The organism is Streptomyces sp. NPDC042100 (assembly GCF_055582325.1).
Genome location: NZ_JBVJDK010000001.1, coordinates 613,379 through 635,653 on the forward strand (window position 1 = coordinate 613,379; position 22,275 = coordinate 635,653).

23 protein-coding genes and 1 riboswitch are annotated in these 22,275 nt (G+C 73.7%); of the genes, 14 read left to right on the plus strand and 9 right to left on the minus strand.

Translation table 11 applies throughout. The features are described 5' to 3' along the window. The first annotated feature begins 15 nt into the window (after nt 1-15). Nucleotides 16-1,419 carry a MocR-like pyridoxine biosynthesis transcription factor PdxR gene (gene pdxR, locus ACZ6J5_RS02935; protein ID WP_469386945.1) on the plus strand — a complete coding sequence of 468 codons (1,404 nt, stop codon included), beginning with the start codon at nt 16-18 and terminating at the stop codon, nt 1,417-1,419. A gap of 28 nt (nt 1,420-1,447) precedes the next feature. Here the strand turns inward: pdxR and ACZ6J5_RS02940 are convergent, their stop codons facing one another. Beyond that, entirely contained in the window at nt 1,448-1,801 is a 354-nt protein-coding gene (locus ACZ6J5_RS02940; protein ID WP_469386947.1) for a hypothetical protein, read from the minus strand. Between the two features lie 279 nt (nt 1,802-2,080). Next, nucleotides 2,081-2,347 (minus strand): hypothetical protein, encoded by a 267-nt coding sequence (locus ACZ6J5_RS02945; protein WP_469386949.1) that lies wholly within the window; start codon nt 2,345-2,347, stop codon nt 2,081-2,083. A gap of 96 nt (nt 2,348-2,443) precedes the next feature. Between ACZ6J5_RS02945 and ACZ6J5_RS02950 the strand changes: the two genes are divergently transcribed. Together ACZ6J5_RS02950 and ACZ6J5_RS02955 are read left to right on the plus strand one after the other, a co-directional pair. Then, entirely contained in the window at nt 2,444-3,283 is an 840-nt protein-coding gene (locus tag ACZ6J5_RS02950) for a helix-turn-helix domain-containing protein (protein WP_469386951.1), read from the plus strand. Beyond that, nucleotides 3,280-3,480, plus strand: coding sequence for a DUF397 domain-containing protein (locus ACZ6J5_RS02955; protein ID WP_469386953.1), 201 nt, complete (start codon nt 3,280-3,282; stop codon nt 3,478-3,480). Before ACZ6J5_RS02950 ends, ACZ6J5_RS02955 begins: the two co-directional genes overlap by 4 nt. Nucleotides 3,481-3,503: 23 nt before the next feature. Here ACZ6J5_RS02955 and ACZ6J5_RS02960 read toward each other — a convergent pair whose 3' ends face one another. After that, nucleotides 3,504-4,361: a DMT family protein gene (locus tag ACZ6J5_RS02960; RefSeq protein WP_469387426.1), complete on the minus strand. Its 858-nt coding sequence runs from the start codon at nt 4,359-4,361 to the stop codon at nt 3,504-3,506. Between the two features lie 111 nt (nt 4,362-4,472). On the opposite strand from ACZ6J5_RS02960, the gene ACZ6J5_RS02965 reads away from it, so the two are divergent. Next, entirely contained in the window at nt 4,473-4,772 is a 300-nt protein-coding gene (locus tag ACZ6J5_RS02965) for a hypothetical protein (RefSeq protein ID WP_469386955.1), read from the plus strand. Nucleotides 4,773-4,779: 7 nt separating this feature from the next. Then, nucleotides 4,780-5,964 carry a glutathionylspermidine synthase family protein gene (locus ACZ6J5_RS02970; protein WP_469386957.1) on the plus strand — a complete coding sequence of 395 codons (1,185 nt, stop codon included), beginning with the start codon at nt 4,780-4,782 and terminating at the stop codon, nt 5,962-5,964. A gap of 15 nt (nt 5,965-5,979) precedes the next feature. Here ACZ6J5_RS02970 and ACZ6J5_RS02975 read toward each other — a convergent pair whose 3' ends face one another. Further along, entirely contained in the window at nt 5,980-6,666 is a 687-nt protein-coding gene (locus ACZ6J5_RS02975; RefSeq protein ID WP_469386959.1) for a polysaccharide deacetylase family protein, read from the minus strand. 193 nt (nt 6,667-6,859) lie between these two features. Continuing rightward, on the minus strand, nt 6,860-8,068 hold the full coding sequence (gene rocD / locus ACZ6J5_RS02980; protein WP_469386960.1) for an ornithine--oxo-acid transaminase: 1,209 nt from the start codon (nt 8,066-8,068) through the stop codon (nt 6,860-6,862). Between the two features lie 141 nt (nt 8,069-8,209). Further along, nucleotides 8,210-8,300, plus strand: a riboswitch (ZMP/ZTP riboswitch). Between the two features lie 68 nt (nt 8,301-8,368). Here rocD and ACZ6J5_RS02985 point away from each other — a divergent pair. The 3 genes from ACZ6J5_RS02985 (at nt 8,369) to ACZ6J5_RS02995 (ending at nt 11,467) form a co-directional block, all read left to right on the plus strand. Further along, the gene (locus ACZ6J5_RS02985) at nt 8,369-9,640 is read left to right on the plus strand and encodes a serine hydroxymethyltransferase (RefSeq protein WP_469386962.1); all 1,272 of its coding nucleotides are present in this window, start codon (nt 8,369-8,371) and stop codon (nt 9,638-9,640) included. Nucleotides 9,641-9,745: 105 nt separating this feature from the next. Next, nucleotides 9,746-10,759 (plus strand): tryptophan--tRNA ligase, encoded by a 1,014-nt coding sequence (gene trpS / locus ACZ6J5_RS02990; protein ID WP_469386964.1) that lies wholly within the window; start codon nt 9,746-9,748, stop codon nt 10,757-10,759. 111 nt (nt 10,760-10,870) lie between these two features. Continuing rightward, the gene (locus tag ACZ6J5_RS02995; protein ID WP_469386966.1) at nt 10,871-11,467 is read left to right on the plus strand and encodes a 2'-5' RNA ligase family protein; all 597 of its coding nucleotides are present in this window, start codon (nt 10,871-10,873) and stop codon (nt 11,465-11,467) included. 19 nt (nt 11,468-11,486) lie between these two features. On the opposite strand, the gene ACZ6J5_RS03000 is transcribed toward ACZ6J5_RS02995, so the two are convergent. Both ACZ6J5_RS03000 and ACZ6J5_RS03005 read right to left on the minus strand, forming a co-directional pair. Then, nucleotides 11,487-12,242: a decaprenylphospho-beta-D-erythro-pentofuranosid-2-ulose 2-reductase gene (locus ACZ6J5_RS03000; protein ID WP_469387427.1), complete on the minus strand. Its 756-nt coding sequence runs from the start codon at nt 12,240-12,242 to the stop codon at nt 11,487-11,489. Nucleotides 12,243-12,277: 35 nt separating this feature from the next. After that, nucleotides 12,278-13,666, minus strand: a complete 1,389-nt coding sequence (locus tag ACZ6J5_RS03005; RefSeq protein ID WP_469386968.1) for an FAD-binding protein — start codon at nt 13,664-13,666, stop codon at nt 12,278-12,280. Nucleotides 13,667-13,921: 255 nt separating this feature from the next. Between ACZ6J5_RS03005 and ACZ6J5_RS03010 the strand changes: the two genes are divergently transcribed. The 4 genes from ACZ6J5_RS03010 (at nt 13,922) to ACZ6J5_RS03025 (ending at nt 17,079) form a co-directional block, all read left to right on the plus strand. After that, nucleotides 13,922-14,551: a phosphatase PAP2 family protein gene (locus tag ACZ6J5_RS03010; protein ID WP_469386970.1), complete on the plus strand. Its 630-nt coding sequence runs from the start codon at nt 13,922-13,924 to the stop codon at nt 14,549-14,551. Between the two features lie 118 nt (nt 14,552-14,669). Further along, nucleotides 14,670-15,644: a decaprenyl-phosphate phosphoribosyltransferase gene (locus ACZ6J5_RS03015; RefSeq protein ID WP_469387429.1), complete on the plus strand. Its 975-nt coding sequence runs from the start codon at nt 14,670-14,672 to the stop codon at nt 15,642-15,644. A gap of 128 nt (nt 15,645-15,772) precedes the next feature. Beyond that, nucleotides 15,773-16,168 (plus strand): GtrA family protein, encoded by a 396-nt coding sequence (locus tag ACZ6J5_RS03020; RefSeq protein ID WP_469387431.1) that lies wholly within the window; start codon nt 15,773-15,775, stop codon nt 16,166-16,168. Beyond that, nucleotides 16,156-17,079 carry a YihY/virulence factor BrkB family protein gene (locus ACZ6J5_RS03025; RefSeq protein ID WP_469386972.1) on the plus strand — a complete coding sequence of 308 codons (924 nt, stop codon included), beginning with the start codon at nt 16,156-16,158 and terminating at the stop codon, nt 17,077-17,079. The genes ACZ6J5_RS03020 and ACZ6J5_RS03025 overlap by 13 nt, the downstream gene beginning before the upstream one ends. Here the strand turns inward: ACZ6J5_RS03025 and ACZ6J5_RS03030 are convergent. Further along, the gene (locus ACZ6J5_RS03030) at nt 16,991-18,295 is read right to left on the minus strand and encodes a D-alanyl-D-alanine carboxypeptidase family protein (RefSeq protein ID WP_469386974.1); all 1,305 of its coding nucleotides are present in this window, start codon (nt 18,293-18,295) and stop codon (nt 16,991-16,993) included. The two genes, ACZ6J5_RS03025 and ACZ6J5_RS03030, sit on opposite strands and share 89 nt — an antisense overlap. Before the next feature lie 285 nt (nt 18,296-18,580). Beyond that, the gene (locus tag ACZ6J5_RS03035) at nt 18,581-18,817 is read right to left on the minus strand and encodes an SCO4848 family membrane protein (RefSeq protein ID WP_469386976.1); all 237 of its coding nucleotides are present in this window, start codon (nt 18,815-18,817) and stop codon (nt 18,581-18,583) included. A 155-nt stretch (nt 18,818-18,972) separates the two neighbouring features. Between ACZ6J5_RS03035 and ACZ6J5_RS03040 the strand changes: the two genes are divergently transcribed. Together ACZ6J5_RS03040 and ACZ6J5_RS03045 are read left to right on the plus strand one after the other, a co-directional pair. Continuing rightward, complete coding sequence (locus tag ACZ6J5_RS03040) at nt 18,973-20,301, plus strand: metallophosphoesterase (protein WP_469386978.1); 1,329 nt, start codon at nt 18,973-18,975, stop codon at nt 20,299-20,301. Nucleotides 20,302-20,540: 239 nt separating this feature from the next. Then, nucleotides 20,541-22,100: an ABC transporter substrate-binding protein gene (locus ACZ6J5_RS03045; protein ID WP_469386980.1), complete on the plus strand. Its 1,560-nt coding sequence runs from the start codon at nt 20,541-20,543 to the stop codon at nt 22,098-22,100. The last annotated feature ends 175 nt before the right edge of the window (nt 22,101-22,275 follow it).

The window sequence follows — 22,275 nt, forward strand, 5'->3', positions numbered from 1 at the left end:
GTATGGTCCATTCCCATGGCGGATGACTGGGCCACTTTCGGGGCCGACCTGCACCTGGAACTGCGCGGCCGGGGGCTGCGCAGCGGCCTCATGGACGCCCTGCGCGAAGCGGTGCGCGGCGGGCGCCTGACGGCCGGGACCCGGCTGCCCTCCTCCCGCTCGCTCGCCGCCGACCTGGGCGTGGCCCGCAACACCGTCGCCGACGCCTACGCGGAGCTGGTCGCCGAGGGCTGGCTGACCGCCCGGCAGGGCTCCGGCACCCGGGTCGCCCGCCGCTCGGAGCCGCGCCGCCCGGCGCCCGCGCGGCCCGGCGCGCCCCGGCAGTCCCGGGCCGGGCGCCCGGTCCACAATCTGCACCCCGGCACCCCGGACCTCTCCTCCTTCCCGCGCGCCGACTGGCTGAAGGCCGCCCGCAAGGCCCTCATGGGCGCCCCCGACGAGGCCTTCGGCTACGGGGACCCGCGCGGCCGGATCGAGCTGCGCACGGTCCTCGCCGAGTACCTGGCCCGCGCCCGGGGGGTGTACGCGCGGCCGGAGCGGATCGTGGTCTGCTCGGGCTTCGTGCACGGGCTGATGCTGATGGGCCAGGTCCTGAGGGAGCGGCGGGCGCGCGAGGTGGCGGTCGAGTCGTACGGCCTCGACGTGCACTGGGACATCCTGGCCCGCGCCGGGCTGCGCACCGCGGCGCTGCCCTTCGACGCGCACGGCACCCGCACCGAGGAGCTGGCCGGCCCGGCGGCGGTCCTGATGACCCCGGCCCACCAGTTCCCGATGGGCGGCGCCCTCCGGCCGGACCGGCGCGCGGCGGCGGTCGACTGGGCGCGCTCGACGGGCGGGCTGATCCTGGAGGACGACTACGACGGCGAGTTCCGCTACGACCGGCAGTCGGTGGGCGCCCTCCAGGGCCTCGACCCGGACCGCGTCGTCTACCTGGGCACCGCGAGCAAGTCCCTCGCGCCGGGGCTGCGGCTGGCGTGGATGGTGCTGCCGGAGTACCTGGTGGACGAGGTGATCGCCGCGAAGGGTCTTCACGACGGGAGCGCGGCGACGGACCAACTGGCCCTCGCGGAGTTCATCCGGAGCGGCGCCTACGACCGTCACGTGCGGAGAATGCGGCTGCACTACCGGCGGCGGCGCGACGAGCTGACCGGCAGACTCGCGGTCGAAGCCCCGCACCTGCGGGTGTCCGGGGTCGCGGCGGGGCTGCACATCGTCCTGGGGCTTCCTCCCGGTACGGAACAGCACGTGGTCCGTTCCGCGGCGTGGCAGGGGCTGGGGCTCCAGGGGCTCGGCCACTTCCGGCACCCTGATGCCGTGGGTCCGCGTCCGGAGGGTCTCGTGATCGGCTACGGCACCCCCTCGGACAGCCAGTGGTCGGGGACGCTCGACGCGCTGATGCGCGCTCTGCCGGGGCCGTGACGCGGCGGACGCCCGCCGGCGACACCCCCTAGTCCGGGTCTGGGGAGGCGTCCGTGCCGTCCGGCTCGCCGCGCACCTGCGGATACGGCGTCCCCGTGGGCCTGTGGACGTCGAACGAGTGGCCGGGCGAGTGCCCGGCGAACAGTTCGCACGCCGCGCCCGACGCGTGGTCCTCGGCGCACCCGCTCAGCTCGACGAACACGCAGTCGGTGAGCTCGTCGGACCACAGGACCCACATGCCGGGACCGGTCGACTCGGGCGGGTGCACCAGGTGCGCGTGGGGTTCGTCGTGGTTCTCGCCGAGCTCGCAGACCGCGTACCGGTCTCGCCTGAGGGGGTGGGAGAGGTTGGGCGGGGCGGCGGCCCTGACGATCACTTCCATGAGGTCACCGAGGGGGATTCGCCGTACGGCGGCGCACTGGACCATCGACGCCCCTTCACGGCCTCACGTCCTCGGGAGGTCCCGGCGGGACACCCGTCGGGACCGTCATCTTCGGCGGCTCGTGGGGGTGGTTCCGGATCTCCACGACGCAGTCCAGGGCCTCGGAATGGGCGCCCCTCGCCGCGTAGTCCTGCCGCCACCGTTCGAGCCGCGCGCAGCTCCCGCACCCCGGAAAGGGCGTGGCGGCCGGAGTGAAACCATCCGTCGGCGGGAGGCCGTTCACAGCACGGTGCGGGAGACCGGGGCCGTGACCGCGCGGATCGTCGCCATCTCCGTATCGGTCGGCGCGCGAAGGTCCGCCCGCTCGACGGACCACTCGATCCCGCCGCCGAGCGGCCGTAGGACGAGGCGGTCCCACTCCATCGCCATCACGCGCCCGATCCGGGCGCCGCCGCGGACGTCGACCACGAACGAGCCGATCTCGGCGCGGATGGGCGGCGGGGGCGGTGGTGGGGGTGGGGGCTGCGCGGGTGTCGCTTCGGACATGCGTCCGCTCCTCTCCGTAGCGCGTTCACTACCAGGAGTCGCTAGCGTGGCCTACGGCCCACTTCCCTTCAATTGGCCAGCCAGGAAGGAAGAGTTGTGACCAACCGCAAGGCGTTGGACGCCGCATCCGGCCCAAGGGCCGCGTATGGAGTGCTTTTACGCAGGCTGCGTGATGAGCGAGGGTGGACGCAGGACGACGTGGCCATGCGATCGGCATACTCCAGTCAACATATTTCCGCCGTCGAAACCACTCGCAAGCCACCCTCCCTTCCGTTCTCGGTGCAGATGGACGAGATCTTCGGCACCAAGGGAACCGCCGATTCCCTGGAGCGGGAGTGGCAGAGGACACGACCCGGCCCGCTGCTGGAGGGGTTCCCCGAGTACGTCGCCAACGAGGGGAAGGCCGTGGAGATTCGGCTGTACGAGATCGGCATCGTCCCGGGCTTGTTGCAGACCCCTGGGTACGCGCGGTGCCTGGCCGACACGAACGTGCGCCGCGGCTCGATCACCGCCGAACGGGCGGACCGGCGTGTCCGCTTCCTCGCGGAACGGCAGGCCGCTCTCGTACGCGACCGCCCACCGATGATGCTGATAGTCCTCGACGAGAGCTGCATCCGGCGGCGCGTGGGCGGCGCCGAGGTCATGTCGGAGCAGCTGGAGAGGCTCCTGGCCGTGGCCGAACAGCCCCACACGGTGGTGCAGATCGCTCCGTACGGCATGGGCGAGCACCGCTCGCTCGACCTTCCGCTCAACCTGCTGACCCTGCCGGACATGTCCGTTGTCGCCTACGCCGAATCACAGATCCGGGGGCACATGGAGCGCACCACGGAAGCCGTGTTGGCGTTGCTCACGGCCTACCATCAACTGCAGGCCGAAGCGCTGCCTCAGGCGGCTTCGGTGGCCATGATCCGTGAGGCACGAAAGGCGTATTCGTGAACGACCCGCAGTGGTTCAAGTCCTCCTACAGCAACAATGACGGAAACTGCGTGGAGGTCTCGGTCGGCCTCGCCGCTTCCCTCGGCGTCGTGCCCGTCCGCGACTCGAAGGTCCCGGCCGGGCCCGTCCTGACCGTCCCCGCCGCCGCGTTCGCCGCGTTCGTCGAGAGCGTCAAGGGCGCCCCGCTCGGCGGCTGAACGCGCCACGGCCCCGCCCCGGCTCAGTCCCCGGCGGGGCTCCCGGCGCCCGCCCCGGTCCCGGCCGGGGCCTCGGCCGGGGGCTCGCCGAAGCGGGCCAGGGCCAGGGAGCCGGCGATGGCGACCGCGAAGCCGAGGACGGCCAGCCAGCCCAGGCCCTGCCGGGTCTCGTCGCCGAGCCACACCACGCCGACCAGGGCCGGGCCGATCGTCTCGCCCAGCACCAGACCCGCCGTCGCCGTGGTCACCGAGCCCCGGTGCAGCGCCGAGGTCAGCAGCAGGAACGCCGACCCGCCGCCCACCAGCAGCGCGTACAGCGCCGGGTTGGCCAGGTCGACCGAGTCGATCAGCCGCACGGCGACCTCCACCACCCCGAAGCCGAACCCGGCCGCCAGGCCCAGGACCAGCGCGCGGGGCCGCTCCGGCAGCCGGCCGGCCGCCGCGCCGATCGCCAGGACCGCGCCCGCCGCCACCAGCAGGCCCCAGCGCAGCACCGCCGAGTCGGTCCCCTCGTGGCCCTCCCGCCCCGAGGCCAGCGCCAGCATCCCGAGGCCGAGGCAGACCACCCCGACCGCCGCCCACTCGACCCGCCGCAGCCGCACCTTCAGCACCCGCGAGGCGATCACCGCCGTCACGGCGAGACTGGCCGCGAGCGCGGCGCCGACCGCGTAGATCGGCAGGGTCCGCAGGGCGACGATCTGGAGGACGAAGCCGAGCCCGTCCAGTCCGAGCCCGGCCAGATACCGCCACTGCCGCAGCGCCCGCCACAGCAGCGTGACGTCGACCCCGCCGCCCGAGCCGGGCTCCGCCGCCCGCGCGGCGACCGCCTGGAGCACCGACGCCGCGCCGAAGCAGACGGCCGAACCGAGCGCGCACACCATCCCAAGAAGCACGAAAGGGACTCTAGTGCGAACGGCTCCGGAACGCGGGCCTACACTGTGCGATCGCGACAGGGCGAGCGGGCGAGCGGGCGGGCAGGGAAGGGACGGGCGATGCGCAGACTGCGATCGGGCACGGTGATTCTCGGCGGGGTGAGCGTGCTCGCCGCGACGCTGACGGCGTGCGGCTCGGAGCCCGACCGTCGCTGCGTCGACCCGGTGACCTACAAGGAACTGCCGGACTACAAGTGCTCCTCCGGCGACGGCTCCGGCAGCGGTTCCACCAGCTCCACCGGCCGCTACTACTACGGCGGCTCGGTCAGCGGCGGCAAGGCCGGCGGCGGCAGCTTCGACAAGACGGCCGTGGACTCGGGCGGCTTCGGCGGCCACCATTCGGGCTCCGGCGGCGGCTGACCCGGCCATGCGGCGCCATCGCACCGAACCCCGCCCCGGCTGGCAGCGGACCGTCGAGGAGCAGGGCCTGATCTACCCCCTGACCCGCCACCCGGACGGCTCGCTGCGCCCGTACTGGGACGAGAGCGCCTACTACTCCTTCACGCTGCCCGAGGTCGAGGCGCTGGAGGAGGTCGTCGAGGAACTGCACGCGATGTGCCTGGGCGCGGCGGCGCACATCGTCGAGAAGAACCGGTTCGCCGAGCTCGGCATCACCGACTCCCGGCTCGCCGGCCTGGTCGCCGAGTCCTGGCACCGCAGGGCCGAACTCCCCTCGATCTACGGGCGCTTCGACCTGTGCTACGACGGTGCGGGCCCGGCGAAGATGCTGGAGTACAACGCGGACACCCCGACCTCCCTGGTGGAGGCGGCGAGCCCGCAGTGGTTCTGGATGGAGGAGCGCTTCCCGGGCGCCGACCAGTGGAACTCCCTCCACGAGCGCCTCGTCGACGCGTGGCGCCGCCAGGCCCGCCTGCTGCCGCCCGGCAGCCCCGTGCACTTCGTCCACACCGAGGGCGACGAGCTCGGCGAGGACCTGATGACGGTCGCGTACCTCCGCGAGACCGCCCAGCAGGCCGGGCTCGACACCGAGGCGCTCTCCGTCGAGCGGATCGGCTGGGACCGCATCGCGGGCCGCTTCGTCGACGACCGGCTCCGCTTCGTCCGCGCCTGCTTCAAGCTCTACCCGTGGGAGTGGCTGACCACGGACCGCTTCGGCCCGCACGTCCTGGACACCCTCGACAACGGCGGCGGCACGGGCAGCACCTGCTGGATCGAGCCGGCGTGGAAGATGCTGCTCTCCAACAAGGCGCTCCTCGCGATCCTCTGGGAGCTCCACCCGGGCCACCCGAACCTGCTGCCCGCCTACCTGGACGGACCGCGCGAACTCGCCGCCGCCACCGGCTACGTGGCCAAGCCGCTGCTCGGCCGCGAGGGCGCCGGTGTCACGCTGCACGAGCCCGGCGCCGCCCCCGTCGTACGGGACGAGCCCTGCTGCTACCAGGAGCTGGCCCCGCTGCCGGACTTCGACGGCAACCGGGTCGTGCTGGGCGCGTGGACCGTCGGCGACGAGGCGGCGGGCCTGGGCATCCGGGAGTCGGCGGGCCCGATCACCGACGAGTACGCCCGCTTCCTCCCGCACGTCATCCTCTGAACGGCCGCCGGGCCCCTACTCCGGCACGTACTCCCGCAGCGGCGCGGGCTTCAGCCCCGCCGCGTCCGCGAGGTCGAGGGCCCGCCGGAGGTCGTCCTCCAGGGTCTCGTTGAAGTGCAGCAGGATGATGTCGCCGGCCTTCAGCGTCGGCGTGGGCGGCGTCCACTGGCCCCAGGTGGTCAGGTCGTACGTCCAGGTCACCACGGCCTTCGCCCCGCAGGCCCGGGCGGTGGTCCGGGTGGTGGCGTCGTACACCCCGTACGGCGGGCGCACCAGCCGGGGCCCGTCGCCGAACTGGGCGAGGTGCTGGTCGCGCGCCCCGCACAGCTCGGCCTTCTGCCCGGCGGCGTCGAGCCCGGTGAGGTCGGGATGGCTGACGGTGTGGTTCTCGACCCGGGAGCGCCCCTGGTCGAGCAGCTGGTGGAAGTAGCCGGAGTCGTACGAGTAGGCGCCCGGCAGCAGGAACAGGGACGCGGGCACCCGCCGGTCGAGCAGCAGTTTGGCGGCGGCGGGGTCGTGGTACCAGCCGTCGTCGATGGTGATGAAGACGACCGGGTCGCTGGTCTCCACGTGGGAGACGACCGGTACGGGCTCGGGCCAGGGAGCGGCCTGGGCGGAACCGCTCATGCCGCCGAGCAGGGCGGCGGGAACGAGCACGGCGAGCGCGCCGCGCAGGGCGCGGCGCAGGCGGGTTCTCGGCATGGCGGCAACATTGGCCTAGACCAACTGCCGTGTCAATGGCCCGACTTGACCGGCTCGCCGGGGGAGGGGGTCCTCCCCGGCGCCCGGCCCTGCCGTCCGGCCCCGGCCCGGCCCCGCCTCCCCGGCCAGGCCCCGCCGCGCACCCCGCCTCCCGGCCCCGGCCCCGCCGCGCGCACCCCGCCCCCCGGTTCCCTCACCCCCCGGCCAGCACCTCCCGCAGCCGCGCCAGTCCCCAGTCCAGGTCCTCCTTGCTCACGACCAGCGGCGGCGCGATCCGGATGGTGGACCCGTGGGTGTCCTTCACCAGCACCCCCCGCCCCATCAGCCGCTCGGACACCTCCCGCCCGGTGCCGACCGAGGGCGCCACGTCCACCCCGGCCCACAGGCCCCGCCCGCGCACCTCCTCCACCGCGCCGCCGGCCACGAGCAGCCCCAGCTCCGCGTGCAGGTGGTCGCCCAGCTCGGTGGCCCGCTGCTGGTACTCGCCGGTCTCCAGCATCGCGATGACCTCCAGCGCCACCGCGCAGGCCAGCGGATTCCCCCCGAACGTCGACCCGTGCTCACCCGGCCGGAACACCCCGAGCACGTCCCGGTCCGCGACCACCGCCGAGACCGGCACCACACCGCCCCCGAGCGCCTTGCCCAGGACGTACACGTCGGGCACCACGCCCTCGTGCTCACAGGCGAAGGTGCGCCCGGTGCGCCCGAGACCGGACTGGATCTCGTCCGCCATGAACAGCACGCCCCGCCGCGCGGTCAGCTCCCGCACCCCGCGCAGATAGCCCGCCGGCGGCACCAGCACCCCCGCCTCGCCCTGGATCGGCTCGACGAGCACGGCCACCGTGTTCTCGGTGACCGCCGCCTCCAGGGCGGTGAGGTCCCCGTACGGCACGATCTCGAAGCCCGGCGTGTACGGCCCGTAGTGCGCCCGCGCCTCGTGGTCGGTGGAGAAGCTGACGATCGTCGTGGTGCGGCCGTGGAAGTTGTTCGCCGCCACCACGATCTTCGCGTGCCCGTCCGGCACGCCCTTCACCTCGTACCCCCACTTCCGCGCCGTCTTCACCGCCGTCTCCACGGCCTCCGCGCCCGTGTTCATCGGCAGCACCGCCTCCTTGCCGCACAGCGCGGCCAGCCGCCCGCAGAACTCGCCGAAGCGGTCGTGGTGGAAGGCGCGGGAGGTGAGCGTCACGCGGTCGAGCTGCGCCCGCGCCGCGTCCAGCAGGCGCGGGTTGCGGTGCCCGAAGTTGAGCGCCGAGTACCCGGCGAGCATGTCCAGGTAGCGGCGCCCCTCGACGTCGGTCACCCACGCGCCTTCGGCGGTGGCGACGACCACGGGGAGGGGGTGGTAGTTGTGGGCGCTGTGCGCGTCCGCGGCAGCGATCTCGTCTTGCGTCCTCGACACGGGATCTCCGTTCGTCCTGCGGCCAGGGGCTGGTGTCCCCCTTCCTATCGTCGCTCGGATGCCGGACGGGGAAACCTCGCGTGACGGCACGCCCGACAGGGCCCGTCCGGCGATTCGCGTCGGATCACCCCCTAGGCTGGAGACACGCACGGCGACTGGCGTACGGGGAAGCGACCCCGGGGGAGCCGTGCGCGGCCAGCCACACGAGGTGCCGCCCGCCTGGGCATCACGGGAACCGACCGGGTCCCGTGCGGCGCCGAGGCGTCCCGGGACCGTCCCGCCGAAACCCGGAGCGACGCCATGAAGACGCACCCCACCGCCCACCCCGCCCTCGCCGCCGCCGACCCCGAGCTCGCCGCCCTCGTCGGCGCGGAGGAGCGGCTCCAGGCGGAGACCCTGCGCCTCATCCCGAGCGAGAACTACGTCTCCGCCGCCGTCCTGGAAGCCTCCGGCACGGTGCTGCAGAACAAGTACAGCGAGGGCTACCCCGGCCGCCGCTACTACGAGGGCCAGCAGAACATCGACCGGGTGGAGAGCCTGGCCGTCGACCGCGCCAAGGCCCTCTTCGGCGTCGAGCACGCCAACGTGCAGCCCTACTCCGGCTCCCCGGCCAACCTCGCCGTGTACCTGGCGTTCGCGAACCCCGGCGACACGGTCATGGGCATGGCCCTGCCGATGGGCGGCCACCTCACCCACGGCTGGGGCGTCTCGGCGACGGGCACCTGGTTCCGGGGCGTGCGGTACGGCGTGCGCCACGGGGACGGGCTGATCGACTTCGACCAGGTGCGCGAGCTCGCGCTGAAGGAGCGCCCGAAGGTGATCTTCTGCGGCGGCACCGCGCTGCCCCGCACGATCGACTTCGCGGCCTTCGGCGAGATCGCCCGCGAGGCCGGCGCGGTGCTGGTCGCGGACGTGGCGCACATCGCGGGCCTGATCGCCGGCGGCGCCCACCCGTCCCCGGTGCCGCACGTCGACGTGGTCTCGACGACCACCCACAAGACGCTGCGCGGCCCGCGCGGCGCGATGCTGATGTCCCGCGCGGAGCACGCGAAGGCCCTCGACAAGGCGGTCTTCCCCGGCCTCCAGGGCGGCCCGCACAACCAGACCACCGCCGCCATCGCGGTGGCCCTGCGGGAGGCGGCCCAGCCCTCCTTCCGCACCTACGCCCACGCGGTCGTCGCCAACGCCAAGGCGCTCGCCGAGGCGCTGCTGGCCCGCGGCTTCGACCTGGTGTCCGGCGGCACCGACAACCACCTGATCCTGATGGACCTGACGTCCAGGGAGGTCCCGGGCAAGATCGCCGCGAAGGCCCTCGACCGGGCGGGCATCGTCGTGAACTACAACACCGTCCCGTACGACCCCCGCAAGCCCTTCGACCCCTCCGGCATCCGTATCGGCACCCCGTCGCTCACCTCGCGCGGCCTGGACGTCACGCACATGCCGCAGGTCGCCGAGTGGATCGACCGCGCCGTCGCGGCGGCGGGCAAGGGCGACGAGGCGATCCTGACCGCCGTGCGCGCGGAGGTCGCCGAGCTGATGGCCGCCCACCCGGCGCCGGGCCTGCCGGCCTGACCCGACCGGCACTCCGCACCTCCCTCCCCGTCCCGGGAGGGAGGTGCGTCACACGGCAGCGAGGGCAGTCGGGGATCGCGGCACGCACCTGAGAGAATGATGAGCATGGCCTCTGACAGTCCTCGTGTGCTCTCCGGAATCCAGCCCACCGCAGGCTCGTTCCACCTCGGCAACTACCTCGGCGCCGTCCGCCAGTGGGTGGCGCTGCAGGAGTCCCACGACGCCTTCTACATGGTGGTGGACCTGCACGCCATCACGGTCCCGCAGGACCCCGCCGCGCTGCGCGCCAACACCCGGCTCGCCGCCGCCCAGCTGCTGGCCGCCGGCCTCGACCCGGAGCGCTGCACCCTCTTCGTGCAGAGCCACGTGCCCGAGCACGCGCAGCTCGCCTGGCTGATGAACTGCCTCACGGGCTTCGGCGAGGCCTCCCGCATGACGCAGTTCAAGGACAAGTCCGCCAAGCAGGGCGCGGGCAACGCGAGCGTCGGCCTCTTCACGTACCCGATCCTCCAGGTCGCGGACATCCTGCTCTACCAGGCCCACCAGGTCCCGGTCGGCGAGGACCAGCGTCAGCACATCGAGCTGACCCGGGACCTCGCGGAGCGCTTCAACGGGCGCTTCGGCGAGACGTTCACGATCCCGGCGCCGTACATCCTCAAGGAGACGGCGAAGATCTACGACCTCCAGGACCCGTCGATCAAGATGAGCAAGTCGGCGTCGACGCCGAAGGGCCTCATCAACCTGCTCGACGACCCGAAGACGACGGCGAAGAAGGTCAAGAGCGCCGTCACGGACACCGACACGGTGATCCGCTTCGACCCGGAGCACAAGGCCGGCGTCTCCAACCTGCTCACGATCATGTCCGTGCTCACCGACACGTCGGTCCCCGACCTGGAGAAGAGCTACGAGGGCAAGATGTACGGCGCCCTGAAGACCGACCTGGCCGAGGTCATGGTGGACTTCGTCACCCCGTTCCGGACCCGGACGCAGGAATACCTGGACGACCCGGAGACGCTGGACTCGGTCCTGGCCAAGGGCGCGGAGAAGGCGCGCGCGGTCGCGGCGGAGACGCTGGCGCAGGCGTACGACCGGATGGGCTTCCTGCCCGCCAAGCACTGAGCCCTGGGGCCCTGGCCACGAGGGTGGTGCAGGCCGCACACTGGCGCCTGCACCACTCGTGCGCATTGCTCGACTTTCGACGACCGACGACCGACGACGGAGGAGAACGACGTGGGGACCGTAACGCTCGGCGTTTCGATCGCGGTCCCGGAGCCTCACGGCAGCCGCCTGCAGGAGCGGCGCGCAAGCTTCGGGGATCCCGCCGCGCACGGCATCCCGACCCACGTCACGCTGCTCCCGCCGACCGAGGTGGCCGAGGAGCGGCTGCCGGAGATCGCGGCGCACCTCGCCGGGATCGCGGCGGGCAGCGAGCCCTTCCCGATGCGGCTGGAGGGCACGGGGACGTTCCGTCCGCTGTCCCCGGTCGTCTTCGTCAAGCTGGTCGAGGGCGCCCCGTCCTGCGACCGGCTCCAGGCGCAGGTCCGCGACGCGTCGGGCCCGGTCCCGCGCGAGCTCCAGTTCCCGTACCACCCGCACGTGACCGTCGCCCACGGCATCGCCGAGGAGGCGATGGACCGGGCCTTCGGCGAGCTCGCCGGCTACGAGGCGGAGTGGCTGTGCCGCTCCTTCGCGCTGTACGAGCAGGGCCCGGACGGCGTGTGGCGCAAGCTGTGCGACTACGAGTTCGGCAGCGGCCGTACGGTCTCGGCGGTGCCGGCCCAGTGCGGGAGCCCGGCCGACGCCCCGACGGCGACCCCGGCGGTCTGACCGAGGCCCCGCCCCGTCCTCACACCGGCAGCCGCCGGAACACCCCGCGCGGCACGTGCCGCAGCGCCGACATCACCACCCGCAGCCCGCCCGGCACCCACACCGTCTCCGAGCGGCGCCGCAGCCCCAGCTCGATCGCGGTCGCGACCGCCTCGGGCGTGGTCGCGAGCGGCGCCTCCGGCAGGCCCTCGGTCATCCGGGTGCGGACGAAGCCGGGCCGGACGACCATCACGTGCACGCCGGTGCCGTGCATCGCGTCCCCGAGGCCCTGCGCGAAGGCGTCGAGCCCCGCCTTGGACGAGCCGTAGATGAAGTTGGCCCGCCGGGCCCGCTCACCGGCCACCGACGACAGCACCACCAGCGAGCCGTGCCCCTGCGCCTGGAGCGCCTGCGCGCAGACCAGGCCGGCCGAGACGGCGCCGGTGTAGTTGGTCTGGGCGACCCGTACGGCCGCGGGCGGGTCGGACTCGTCGCGCGCCTGGTCGCCGAGGACCCCGAAGGCGAGCAGCACCATGTCGATGTCGCCCTCGGTGAAGAGCTTCCCCAGCCGCTCCTCGTGCGACGCGGTGTCCAGTGCGTCGAAGGGCACGGCGCGCACGTCGGCGCCGAGCGCCCGCAGCGACTCGGCGGCGGCGGTGAGCTCGGGGGAGGGCCGCCCGGCCAGCCACACGAGCCGGGTGCGGCGCGCGATCAGCCGCCGCGCGGTGGCGAGGCCGATCTCGGAGGTGCCGCCGAGAACGAGCAGGGACTGCGGGGCGCCGAAGGCGTCCTTCATGGCGTTCACGCTCCTCAGACAGAGGGGGAAGGGGGTCACAGCCCCAGGCGGCGGGACAGGTCGGAGACGAAGACCCCGGTGGGGTCGAGCCGGGCGCGCAGCTCCCGGAAGTCGTCCAGCCTCGGGTACATCACGCCGAGCAGCTCGGGCCGCAGCCGCGAGTCCTTGGCGAGGTAGACCCGGCCGCCGGCGGTGACGACCTCCTCGTCGAGCTCGTCGAGGAAGGCACCGAGGCCGCTGAGCCCGGCCGGGATGTCGAGCGCGAGGGTCCAGCCGGGCAGCGGGAAGGAGAGCCAGCCGGGGTCGGCCGCGCCGAAGCGCTTCAGCACGGCGAGGAAGGACGGGCAGCGGCGGCTGGCGATCCGCCGCACGACCCGGCGCAGGGTCTCCTCCTGCCCGTACCCGACGACGAACTGGTACTGCACGAAGCCGCCGCGCCCGTAGACCCGGTTCCAGTGCGGGACCCCGTCGAGGGGGTGGAAGAAGGAGCTCAGGGACTGGAGGCGGCCGGTGGAGTGCCGGGGCGCCCTCCGGTACCAGAGCTCGTTGAAGAGGCCGACGGAGTGCCGCCCGAGCAGCCCTTCCGGTACGTACGCGGGGGCGCCCGGCAGACGGCCGGGGCGGAAGGCGAGCGGGGCCCGGCGGGCCCGGCGGGGCAGCGCCCGGCCGGGGGCGTGGTCGCCCCGGGTGAGGACGGCGCGGCCGGTGGCGGCGCCTCGGGCGAGCAGGTCGATCCAGGCGACGGAGTAGCGGTGCCGGTGGTCGCCCTCGGTGAGCCGGGCCATCAGGTCGTCGAGGTCGGTGGCGCGTTCGGTGTCCACCCGCATCAGGGAGGTCTCGACGGGCAGCAGCCGCAGGGTGACGGAGAGGATCACGCCCGTGAGGCCCATGCCGCCGGCGGTCGCGTCGAAGAGCGGCTCGCCGGGGGCGAGGGTGTGCACCCGGCCGTCGGCGGTGAGCAGGTCGAGGGAGACGACGTGGCGGGAGAAGGAGCCGGAGACGTGGTGGTTCTTGCCGTGGATGTCGGCGCCGACGGCCCCGCCGACGGTGACCCAGCGGGTGCCGGGGGTGACGGGCACGAACCAGCCGAGCGGCAACAGCACCTCCATGAGGTGGTGCAGGCTGACCCCGGCGTCGCAGACGGCGAGCCCGGCCTCGGCGTCGATGGCGCGGATCCTGGCGAGGCCGGTCATGTCGAGGACGGAGCCGCCCGCGTTCTGGGCGGCGTCGCCGTAGGCCCGGCCGAGCCCGCGGGCGATCGACCCCCGGGCCCCGCAGGCGCGGACGGCGGCGGCGGCCTCCTCGTAGGTGCGGGGGCGGATCACGCGCGCGAGGGTGGGGGCGGTGCGGCCCCATCCGGTGAGGGTGTCGACGTCGGCGGGAACGACGGTGAGGTCGACGGGGAGGTCGGTCTCGGCAGCCATGGAGGTGACCGTATCGTCGTGAGTGTCGCTTATGCCGGGATTGAGGGGCGGTTCGCCGAAATGGGTGATTAAACGAGTGTCAGGAAAGCGTCCCGCCCCCTCCGGCGCCTCCGCCCGTCAGAGTCGCCTCTGGCCCGCCTCCGGCCCGTCTCCGGCTGACGACGGACGACTACGGCTGACGGCTGACCGGAGGCGACCGCGAGGCGACCACGAGGCGACTACGAGGCGCGGAGGCGCCGGACGGGGGCGAGACCGATGCGATACGGGGACTGGGCGGCCCGCGCCGACCAGCGGATCCTGGCGGGCGCGCACGCCCACGGGCGCCGCCCGGCCGTGGCCGCGGCGGCCCGCGCGCTCTCCTTCGGCGGCGAGCACGGGGCGCTGTGGCTCGCCGCCGGGCTCGCCGGCGCCGCCCTCGACCCGCCGCGCCGGGACGGCTGGCTGCGCGGCACGGTCCTGGTCGGCGCGGCGCACCTCGCCAGCATGGGCCTCAAGCGGCTCGTCCGGCGGCCCCGCCCGCACCCCGGGGCGTACCCGCCGCTGGTCCGCACGGCGGGCCGGCACTCCTTCCCCAGCTCGCACGCCGCCTCCGCCGCCGCGGCGGCGGTCGCCTTCGCCGCGCTCCGGCCGCCCACCCGCCCGCTGGCCGTCCCGGCCGCCGCCGCGATGTGCCTCTCCCGGCTCGTCGCGGGCGTCCACTACCCGACCGACGTGGCCGCCGGCGCCCTCCTCGGCGCCGCGACGGCGACGGCGGGCCGGGCGTGGCTGCGGGCGGGGGCGGGCGCTCAGGCGGGTGCCCCGGCGGGCGGCTCCGCCAAGGCGCCCACAGGGGCCGTAACCGCCGTCTCCGCCGTCTCCGCAGCCCTCGGAGGCGGCCATGGCTGAGCCCGCCACTGGTACGGAGACGGCCGGGCCCGGCTCCCCGGCGGGGCTCGCCTCCCCGGCGGGGCTCGCCTCCCCGGCGGGGCTCGCGGGCCCCGCCGTCCCGGCCGTCCCGGCCGCCCTGGCCGGCCCCGCCGTCCTCGACGGCCCCGCCACCGCCCGGCCCCCCGCGCTCCCGGGTGCCCCGGAATCCCCGGGCGCCCCCGCCCGCCCCCTCGCCGTCGCCCGGGGCCTGCTGCGGACCGCGCGGCCCCGGCAGTGGGTCAAGAACGTGCTCGTCGTCGCCGCGCCCGTCGCCGCAGGACAGCTCGGGTCCTGGCCGAACCTCGCCCGGCTCGCCCTGGTCTTCGGGCTGTTCACCGCCGCCGCCTCCGCCGTGTACCTGGTCAACGACGCCCGCGACGCCGCCGCCGACCGCGCCCACCCCGTGAAGCGGCACCGCCCGGTCGCCGCCGGCCTCGTCCCCGTACCCCTCGCGTACGCGACGGGCGCGCTGCTCGGGCTCGGCGCGGCCGTCGCGGGGGCCCTGCTCTGCAACGCGATGACGGCGCTGCTCCTGGCCGCGTACCTGGCGATGCAACTCGCCTACTGCGTCCGCCTCAAGCACGTCCTCGTCGTCGACCTCGCCGTCGTCGCCACCGGCTTCCTGATGCGGGCGATGATCGGCGGGATCGCGCTCGGCATCCCGCTCTCCCGCTGGTTCCTCATCACCACCGGCTTCGGCGCGCTCTTCATGGTCGCGGCCAAGCGCTACTCCGAGGCCGTGCAGCTGGCGGACGCCCGGGGTGCCACCCGGGCCCTGCTCACCCAGTACACGACCGGCTACCTCCGCTTCGTCTGGCAGCTGGCCGCCGGGGTCGCCGTCCTCGGCTACTGCCTGTGGGCGCTGGAGGGCAGCGGCGGCGCCGAGGGCTCGCTGCTGCCCTGGCGCCAGCTCTCCGTCGTCGCCTTCATCCTCGCCGTGCTGCGCTACGCCGTCTTCGCCGACCGGGGCACCGCGGGCGAGCCGGAGGACGTCGTGCTGCGCGACCGGCCGCTCGCCGTCATCGGCCTGGTCTGGGCGGCGATGTACGGGATGGCGGTCGTCGGCCTGTGAACCTCGGGCCGGAGCCGGAGCCGGAGCCGGAGCCGGAGCCGGAGCCGGAGCCGGAGCCGGAGCCGGCGCGGGCGCCGGCGCGGACCGGGGCGCCGGAGCCGGCGCGGCGGGCTGCCCGGCGCCGTGAGCTGCTGGGCTTCGCGCTCTCCGGCGCCGCCGCCTACGCCGCCGACCTCGCCGTCTTCCTCGCCCTCCGGGCGCCGCTCGGCCCGGTCACCGCCAAGTGCCTCTCGTTCCTGGCCGGCTGCACGGTCGCCTACCTCGGCAACGCCCTCGGCACCTACCGCCGCCGCACCGTGACCGCCCGCGAGTACACGGCCTTCTTCGGCGTGAACCTCGCGGGTGCCGCCGTCCAGTTGCTCTGCCTCGTCGTCTCCCGCCACGGCCTCGGGCTCACCTCCGCGCGGGCCGACACGGTGTCAGGGCTCGGAGTGGGTATGGCACTCGCGACCTGTCTGCGATTCTGGGGGAACCGGACCTTGGTGTTCCGAGAAGGAGAGGCGCGCCCGACATGGACTGGCTGACCAAGCTCCCCGTCGTCGGCCCCTGGGTCGTCCGCTTCATGAAGACCCACGCCTGGCGGGCGTACGAGCGCCTGGACGAGGTCCGCTGGGCCCGTCTCGCCGCCGCCATCACCTTCCTCAGCTTCCTCGCCCTCTTCCCGCTGATCACGGTCGCCGCCGCGATCGGCGCCGCGCTGCTCAGCACCGAGCAGCTCGACAGGATCGAGAGCAAGGTCGCCGAGCAGGTCCCCGGCATCTCCGACCAGCTCGACATCGGCGGGCTCGTCGACAACGCGGGCACGGTCGGGCTCGTCGCCGGCGCCGTGCTGCTCTTCATGGGCATCGGCTGGATCGGCTCGATGCGCGAGTGCCTGCGCGCGGTCTGGGGGCTGGACGGCGTCGACGAGGGCAACCCCTTCGCCCGCAAGGGCAAGGACACCCTGGTCCTGCTCGGTCTCGGCGGCGTCGGGCTCTGCTCGCTCGCCGCCTCCTGGCTCGGCTCCACCGCCGTCGGCTGGAGCGCCGACCGGCTCGGCCTCTCGCACGACGGCGCGGGCGGCACCCTGCTCCAGGCCGCCGCGCTGCTCGTCGCGATCGGCGCGGACTTCCTGCTGCTGGCGTACGTCCTCACCCTGCTGCCGGGCGTCGAGCCCAGGCGCCGCGACCTGGTGGTCGCGGCGCTGCTCGGGGCGATCGGCTTCGAGCTGCTGAAGCTGCTGCTCGGCGGCTATATGAAGGGCGTCGCGGCGAAGTCGATGTACGGGGCCTTCGGCGTGCCGGTGGCCCTGCTGCTGTGGATCAACTTCACCGCGAAGCTGCTGCTGTTCTGCGCGGCCTGGACGGCTACGGGTTCACGCTCTCGTCGACCGGACCCGGCAGCGGTGACCCCTTCTTCCGACGGGCCGAAGCCGCCAGCGGCCACCGCCGGTTGACCAGGAAGACGGCGCCCGCGAGGAGGACGAGGACCCCGCCGGCCACGCCGAGCGCGATGCCCACGCCGCCGGAGCGCTCGTGCGCGGCGGCGTGGACCGTGCCCGGGGCGTCCTTGCCGGGCGCGGGGGCGGCGCCGTCGGAGGCCGGGCCGGCCGAGGAGCCGCCGGCCGTGCCCGTGTCCGTACGCACCGACTTCGGCGGCACCAGCTCGCCGACCGGCGTCACCTTGCCGGAGGCGGCGAAGCCCCAGTCGAGCAGGCGCGCGGTCTCCTTGTAGACGGCGTGCTGCTCCTTGGAGGAGGGGTTCATGACGGTGACCAGCAGCACCCGCCCGTTGCGCTCGGCGACGCCGGTGAAGGTCGAGCCCGCGTGCGTGGTGTTGCCGTTCTTGACGCCGGCGATGCCCTGATAGGCGGGGACGCCGATGTCACCGGTCAGCAGCCGGTTGGTGTTCTGGATCTCGAAGGTCTCGCGCTTCTTGCCGGGCTTCTGCTCGCCGGGGAAGGCGGCGCGGGGGGTGGCCGCGTACTCCCGGAAGTCGGCCTTCTGCATCCCGCTGCGGGCGATGAGGGTGAGGTCGTACGCGGAGGAGACCTGGCCCGGGGCGTCGTAGCCGTCCGGGGAGACGACGTGGGTGTCGAGCGCCTGGAGCTCGGCGGCGTGGTCGTTCATGTCCCGCACGGTCTGCGGCACGCCGCTGTTCATGGCGGCCAGGACGTGGACGGCGTCGTTGCCGGAGCGCAGGAAGACGCCCAGCCACAGGTCGTGGACGCTGTAGGTCTGCTTCTCCTTGATCCCGACCAGGCTGGAGCCGGCGCCCATGCCGGCCAGGTCCTCGGCCTTGACCGTGTGGTTCTCGGTCTTGGGGAACTTGGGCAGCAGGGTGTCCGCGAAGAGCATCTTCAGCGTGGAGGCGGGCGCCAGCGGCCAGTGCGCGTTGTGCGCGGCGAGCACCTGCCCGCTCTCGGCGTCGGCGACCATCCACGACCGCGCGCTGAGCTCCTTCGGCAGCACGGGCGCCCCCGGCCCGAGCTGCACCTGCGTCCCGGGGCGGGACAGCAGCGTGCCGCCCACGCTGGACATGGCGGCGGGCGGTTTGGGCTGCTGCTTATCCTTTTCGTCCGCATGGGCGGGCGACGCGGCGAGCAGGGGGAACAGCACACTGGCGGCGGTCACCGCCGCGGCGGCCTTCGCGGTCATCTTCGATGCGGACACGATCGAGAACGTACATGCCCGGAAGGGGCTTCCGAACACCGCGGCCCGATTCCCCCGAGCCCGTCCACCCGTCCGCAGGCCCGTGGGGGCGGGCGGTGACGCGGGGACCTGCTTCATCTGGATCACCTTTCGCACAAAGCCACTCCGGCCACTCCGGCCACTCCGGCCACTCGGGGCCACTCCGGCCGCCCCGGACCCCGGACGGTCCCGGGCACGGCCCCTCTCCTCAGAGGGGTCTCGGGCGGCCGAGGTTCCAGCCGTTCCCCTGTCCGGCCGACCGCGCCGCTACTTCCGGCCGGCCCGGACCCCCCGGAGGCCGATCGTGCCGACGATCGTGCCCAGGGCGAACGACGTGATCGCGAGGGCGAGGTGGACCCAGAAGTACGCGGTCGGGTCGCCCGCGTCGTCGAAGGCGAGGCCGCTGCCGTCCTTCCAGAGGTTCTTCACGAAGGTCACCCAGATCACCCAGGACCAGGCGCCGAACGCGAGCAGGAACCAGGAGGCGCGGCGGCTGAGCTTCATCGGGTGTCCTTCGGGGTGGGGTGGCGTGCCCTGCCAGTATCGAACGGCCCTCCGGCGATCTTGCGGGTGGGTCTCGGTATGTTCGGGTCGCGTAGCGTGCGCGCGGGTCCGCGCGTGCGCGGGTGGTGCGGTAGCGGACAAGGGGTACGTGGGACGTGGTCGTCGTCTTCCTGCTGGTGCTGGTCGTGGTCCTCGCGTTGCTCGGCGCGGTCCACTGGTATGTGTGGCGGCGCCTCGTGCGCGACCTGACGGCGGCGGGCGGCACCGCCCGCCGGGTGGGCACCGCCCTGGCCGTGGCGCTGCCGCTGCTCTCGCTCGGCGCCCTGGTCTCGGGCCGGGTGGGCGCGCCCTTCCGGCTCCAGCAGATCGTGGCCTGGCCGGGCTTCCTCTGGCTGGCCGTGCTGCTGTACCTGACCCTGGCCCTGGCTGTCACCGAGCCGCTGCGGCCCCTGCTGCGGCGCGTGCTGGCGCGGCGGACCGGGGGCGGGGCCGGGGCCGAGGGCGGGGCCGAGGGCGGGGCCGAGGGTGGCGCTGAGGGCGGCGCCGAGGGCGGGGCTGAGGCCCCGGTGGCGGCTTCCGCCTCGGCTTCGGGCGGTGAGGGGGTGGTCCAGGCGCCCGCGCCCGCTCCCGTCGCCGCCCCGGCTCCCGCCCCCGACCCCTCCCGCCGGCTCTTCGTGAACCGGGTCGTCTCGGGCACCGCCGCCGCCGTCGCGCTCGGCACCGTGGGCGCCGGGACGTACGGGGTGCTGCGCGGGCCCCGGGTGAAGCGGGTCACCGTGCCGCTGGCCAAGCTGCCGCGCGCGGCCCACCGGTACCGGATCGCCGTCGTCTCCGACATCCACCTCGGGCCGATCCTGGGGCGGGCGCACACCCAGCGGATCGTCGACACCATCAACGCCACGCAGCCCGACCTGATCGCCGTCGTCGGCGACCTCGTCGACGGCACCGTCCAGGACCTCGGGCCCGCCGCCGAGCCCCTCGCGCGGCTGCGCGCCCGCGACGGGGCGTTCTTCGTGACGGGCAACCACGAGTACTTCTCCGGCGCCGACGCGTGGGTGGACCACGTCCGCGAGCTCGGGATGCGTCCGCTGCGCAACGCCCGCGTCGAGATCGGGGCCGGCTTCGACCTCGCCGGGGTCGACGACGTCGCGGGGGAGAGCGAGGGGCAGGGGCCCGACTTCGCCAAGGCGCTCGGCGACCGGGACCGGGCGCGTACCGCCGTCCTCCTCGCGCACCAGCCGATCGTCATCGACGACGCCGTCGCCCACGGCGTGGACCTCCAGCTCTCCGGCCACACCCACGGCGGACAGCTCTGGCCCGGCAACTACCTCGCCGAGCTGGCCAATCCGACGGTCGCTGGCCTGGAGCGCTACGGCGACACCCAGCTGTACGTGTCCCGGGGCGCGGGCGCCTGGGGGCCGCCGGTGCGGGTCGGGGCGCCCTCGGACATCACCGTCGTGGAGCTGGCCTCGCGGCAGGCGTGACGGGCGCCGGCGGGCGGCCCCGGGGAGGCGGGTCCAGGGGGCGGAACGGGACACACGTGACCGAGCGCGCTGTTACGGATACGTACCGCTCCGTCCCTTACTTCCCTCATCCCGGACATATGCGTGCCGTGTGAATGTTTACTCTTCCGCTTGTGAAATGCGTGTGATGGGATGACTGCATCGCGGCAGGCCAGGAGCCGCCGCGACAGGGGTGGGAACAAAAAAAGGAAGCACGTCTCATGCGGTCGTCCGTCCGTCTGCGGATTCTGATCACTTGTGGAGTTCTGGTCGCCGCCGGAGTCGGAGGCTGGCAACTCCTGCCGTCCGACAACGAGCGCACCGCACCGATCACCGTCGGCACCACCGACAAGGTGACCTCACTCGACCCGGCCGGCGCCTACGACGCCGGTTCCTGGGCGATGTACAGCAACGTCTTCCAGTCGCTGCTGACCTTCAAGCCGGGCTTCACGACGCCGGTCCCGGACGCGGCCGAGAGCTGCAAGTTCGTCGGCACGAAGCTGACGACGTACCAGTGCGTGGTCCGCGACGACCTGAAGTTCGCCAACGGGCGCAAGATCACCGGCGCGGACGTGCAGTTCTCCTTCGAGCGGATGCTCGGGATCAAGACGGACGTCGGCCCGCAGCCGCTCTTCCCGACGCTGAAGAGCGTCGTGGCCGAGGGCCAGAAGGTCACCTTCAACCTCAGCGGCCGGGACGCCACCTTCCCGCTGAAGCTGGCGACCGGCGCGGGCTCGATCGTCGACCGCTCCGCGTACCCGGCCAAGTCGCTGCGCACGGGCACCACGGTGGACGGCTCGGGGCCGTACGTCCTCAAGGAGTACAAGCCGGGCGAGAGCGCCCGCCTGGAGCCGAACCCGAACTACAAGGGCGCGATCACCAAGACCGGCCGCACGGTCGTCGTGAAGTACTTCAAGGAGTCCGAGCAGCTCGCCGCCGCCTGGAAGGGCGGCGAGGTCGCCGTGACGCACCGGCAGATGCCGCCCGCCTTCCTCAACTCGTTGAAGGACGCGTCGAAGGACGGCACCCGGATCACCGAGGCGGCCAGCGCCGAGATCCGCAACCTGAACTTCAACGTCCGGCCCGGCTCCGTCATGGCCAAGAAGGCGATACGGCAGGCCGTCGCGGCCGTCGTGGACCGCCCGGCCATCACCACCGACACGTACAAGGGCACGGTCGAGCCGCTCTACTCCCTCATCCCGCAGGGCTTCGTCGGGCACAGCACGGCCTTCTACGACGTCACCCCGGAGCCCGACAAGGCCAAGGCCGCGCGCCTGCTGCGGGCGGCAAACGTGGACACCCCGGTGAAGTTCACCCTGGGCCACAGCAAGGACGCCACCTACGACGCCGAGGCCGCCCAGCTGAAGAAGCAGCTGGAGGACACCGGGCTGTTCGAGGTCGAGGTCGTCGCCGTCGACTGGCAGTCCTTCCAGAAGGCGTACGCCAAGGGCGCCTACGACGCGTACACCGTCGGCTGGCTCCCCGACTTCCCCGACTCGGACAGCTTCACCGCCCCGCTCGTCGGCACCGACAACACCCTGCACAACGCCTTCTCCAACGCGCGGATCGACTCCCTGATCGCCGCCACGCAGCAGTTCAGCGACCGCTCGCGGGCCACCAACGACTTCCGGGACATCCAGGCCGAGGTCGCCAAGGAGGTGCCGCTGGTGCCGCTGTGGCAGAAGAAGGACTACGTGCTGTCCACGGAGGACGTGACCGGCTCGCAGTTCCTCTCGGACGGCACCGGCATCTGGCGCCTGTGGGAGCTCAGCTGGATCTAGCCCGCACCGGGCCGGCACCCTCCGGCCCCGCAGGCAACGGCTCAGGGCCCGTCCGACGGACGGGCCCTGAGCCGTACCCGCCGAAAGGGGTCCCGCCGAAAAAGATCCCGCTCGTGCGCGACATCCCGCCGCCTCGCGTAGTCAACAGGGTGTGCGCGGGAACGCCCGCGCACAC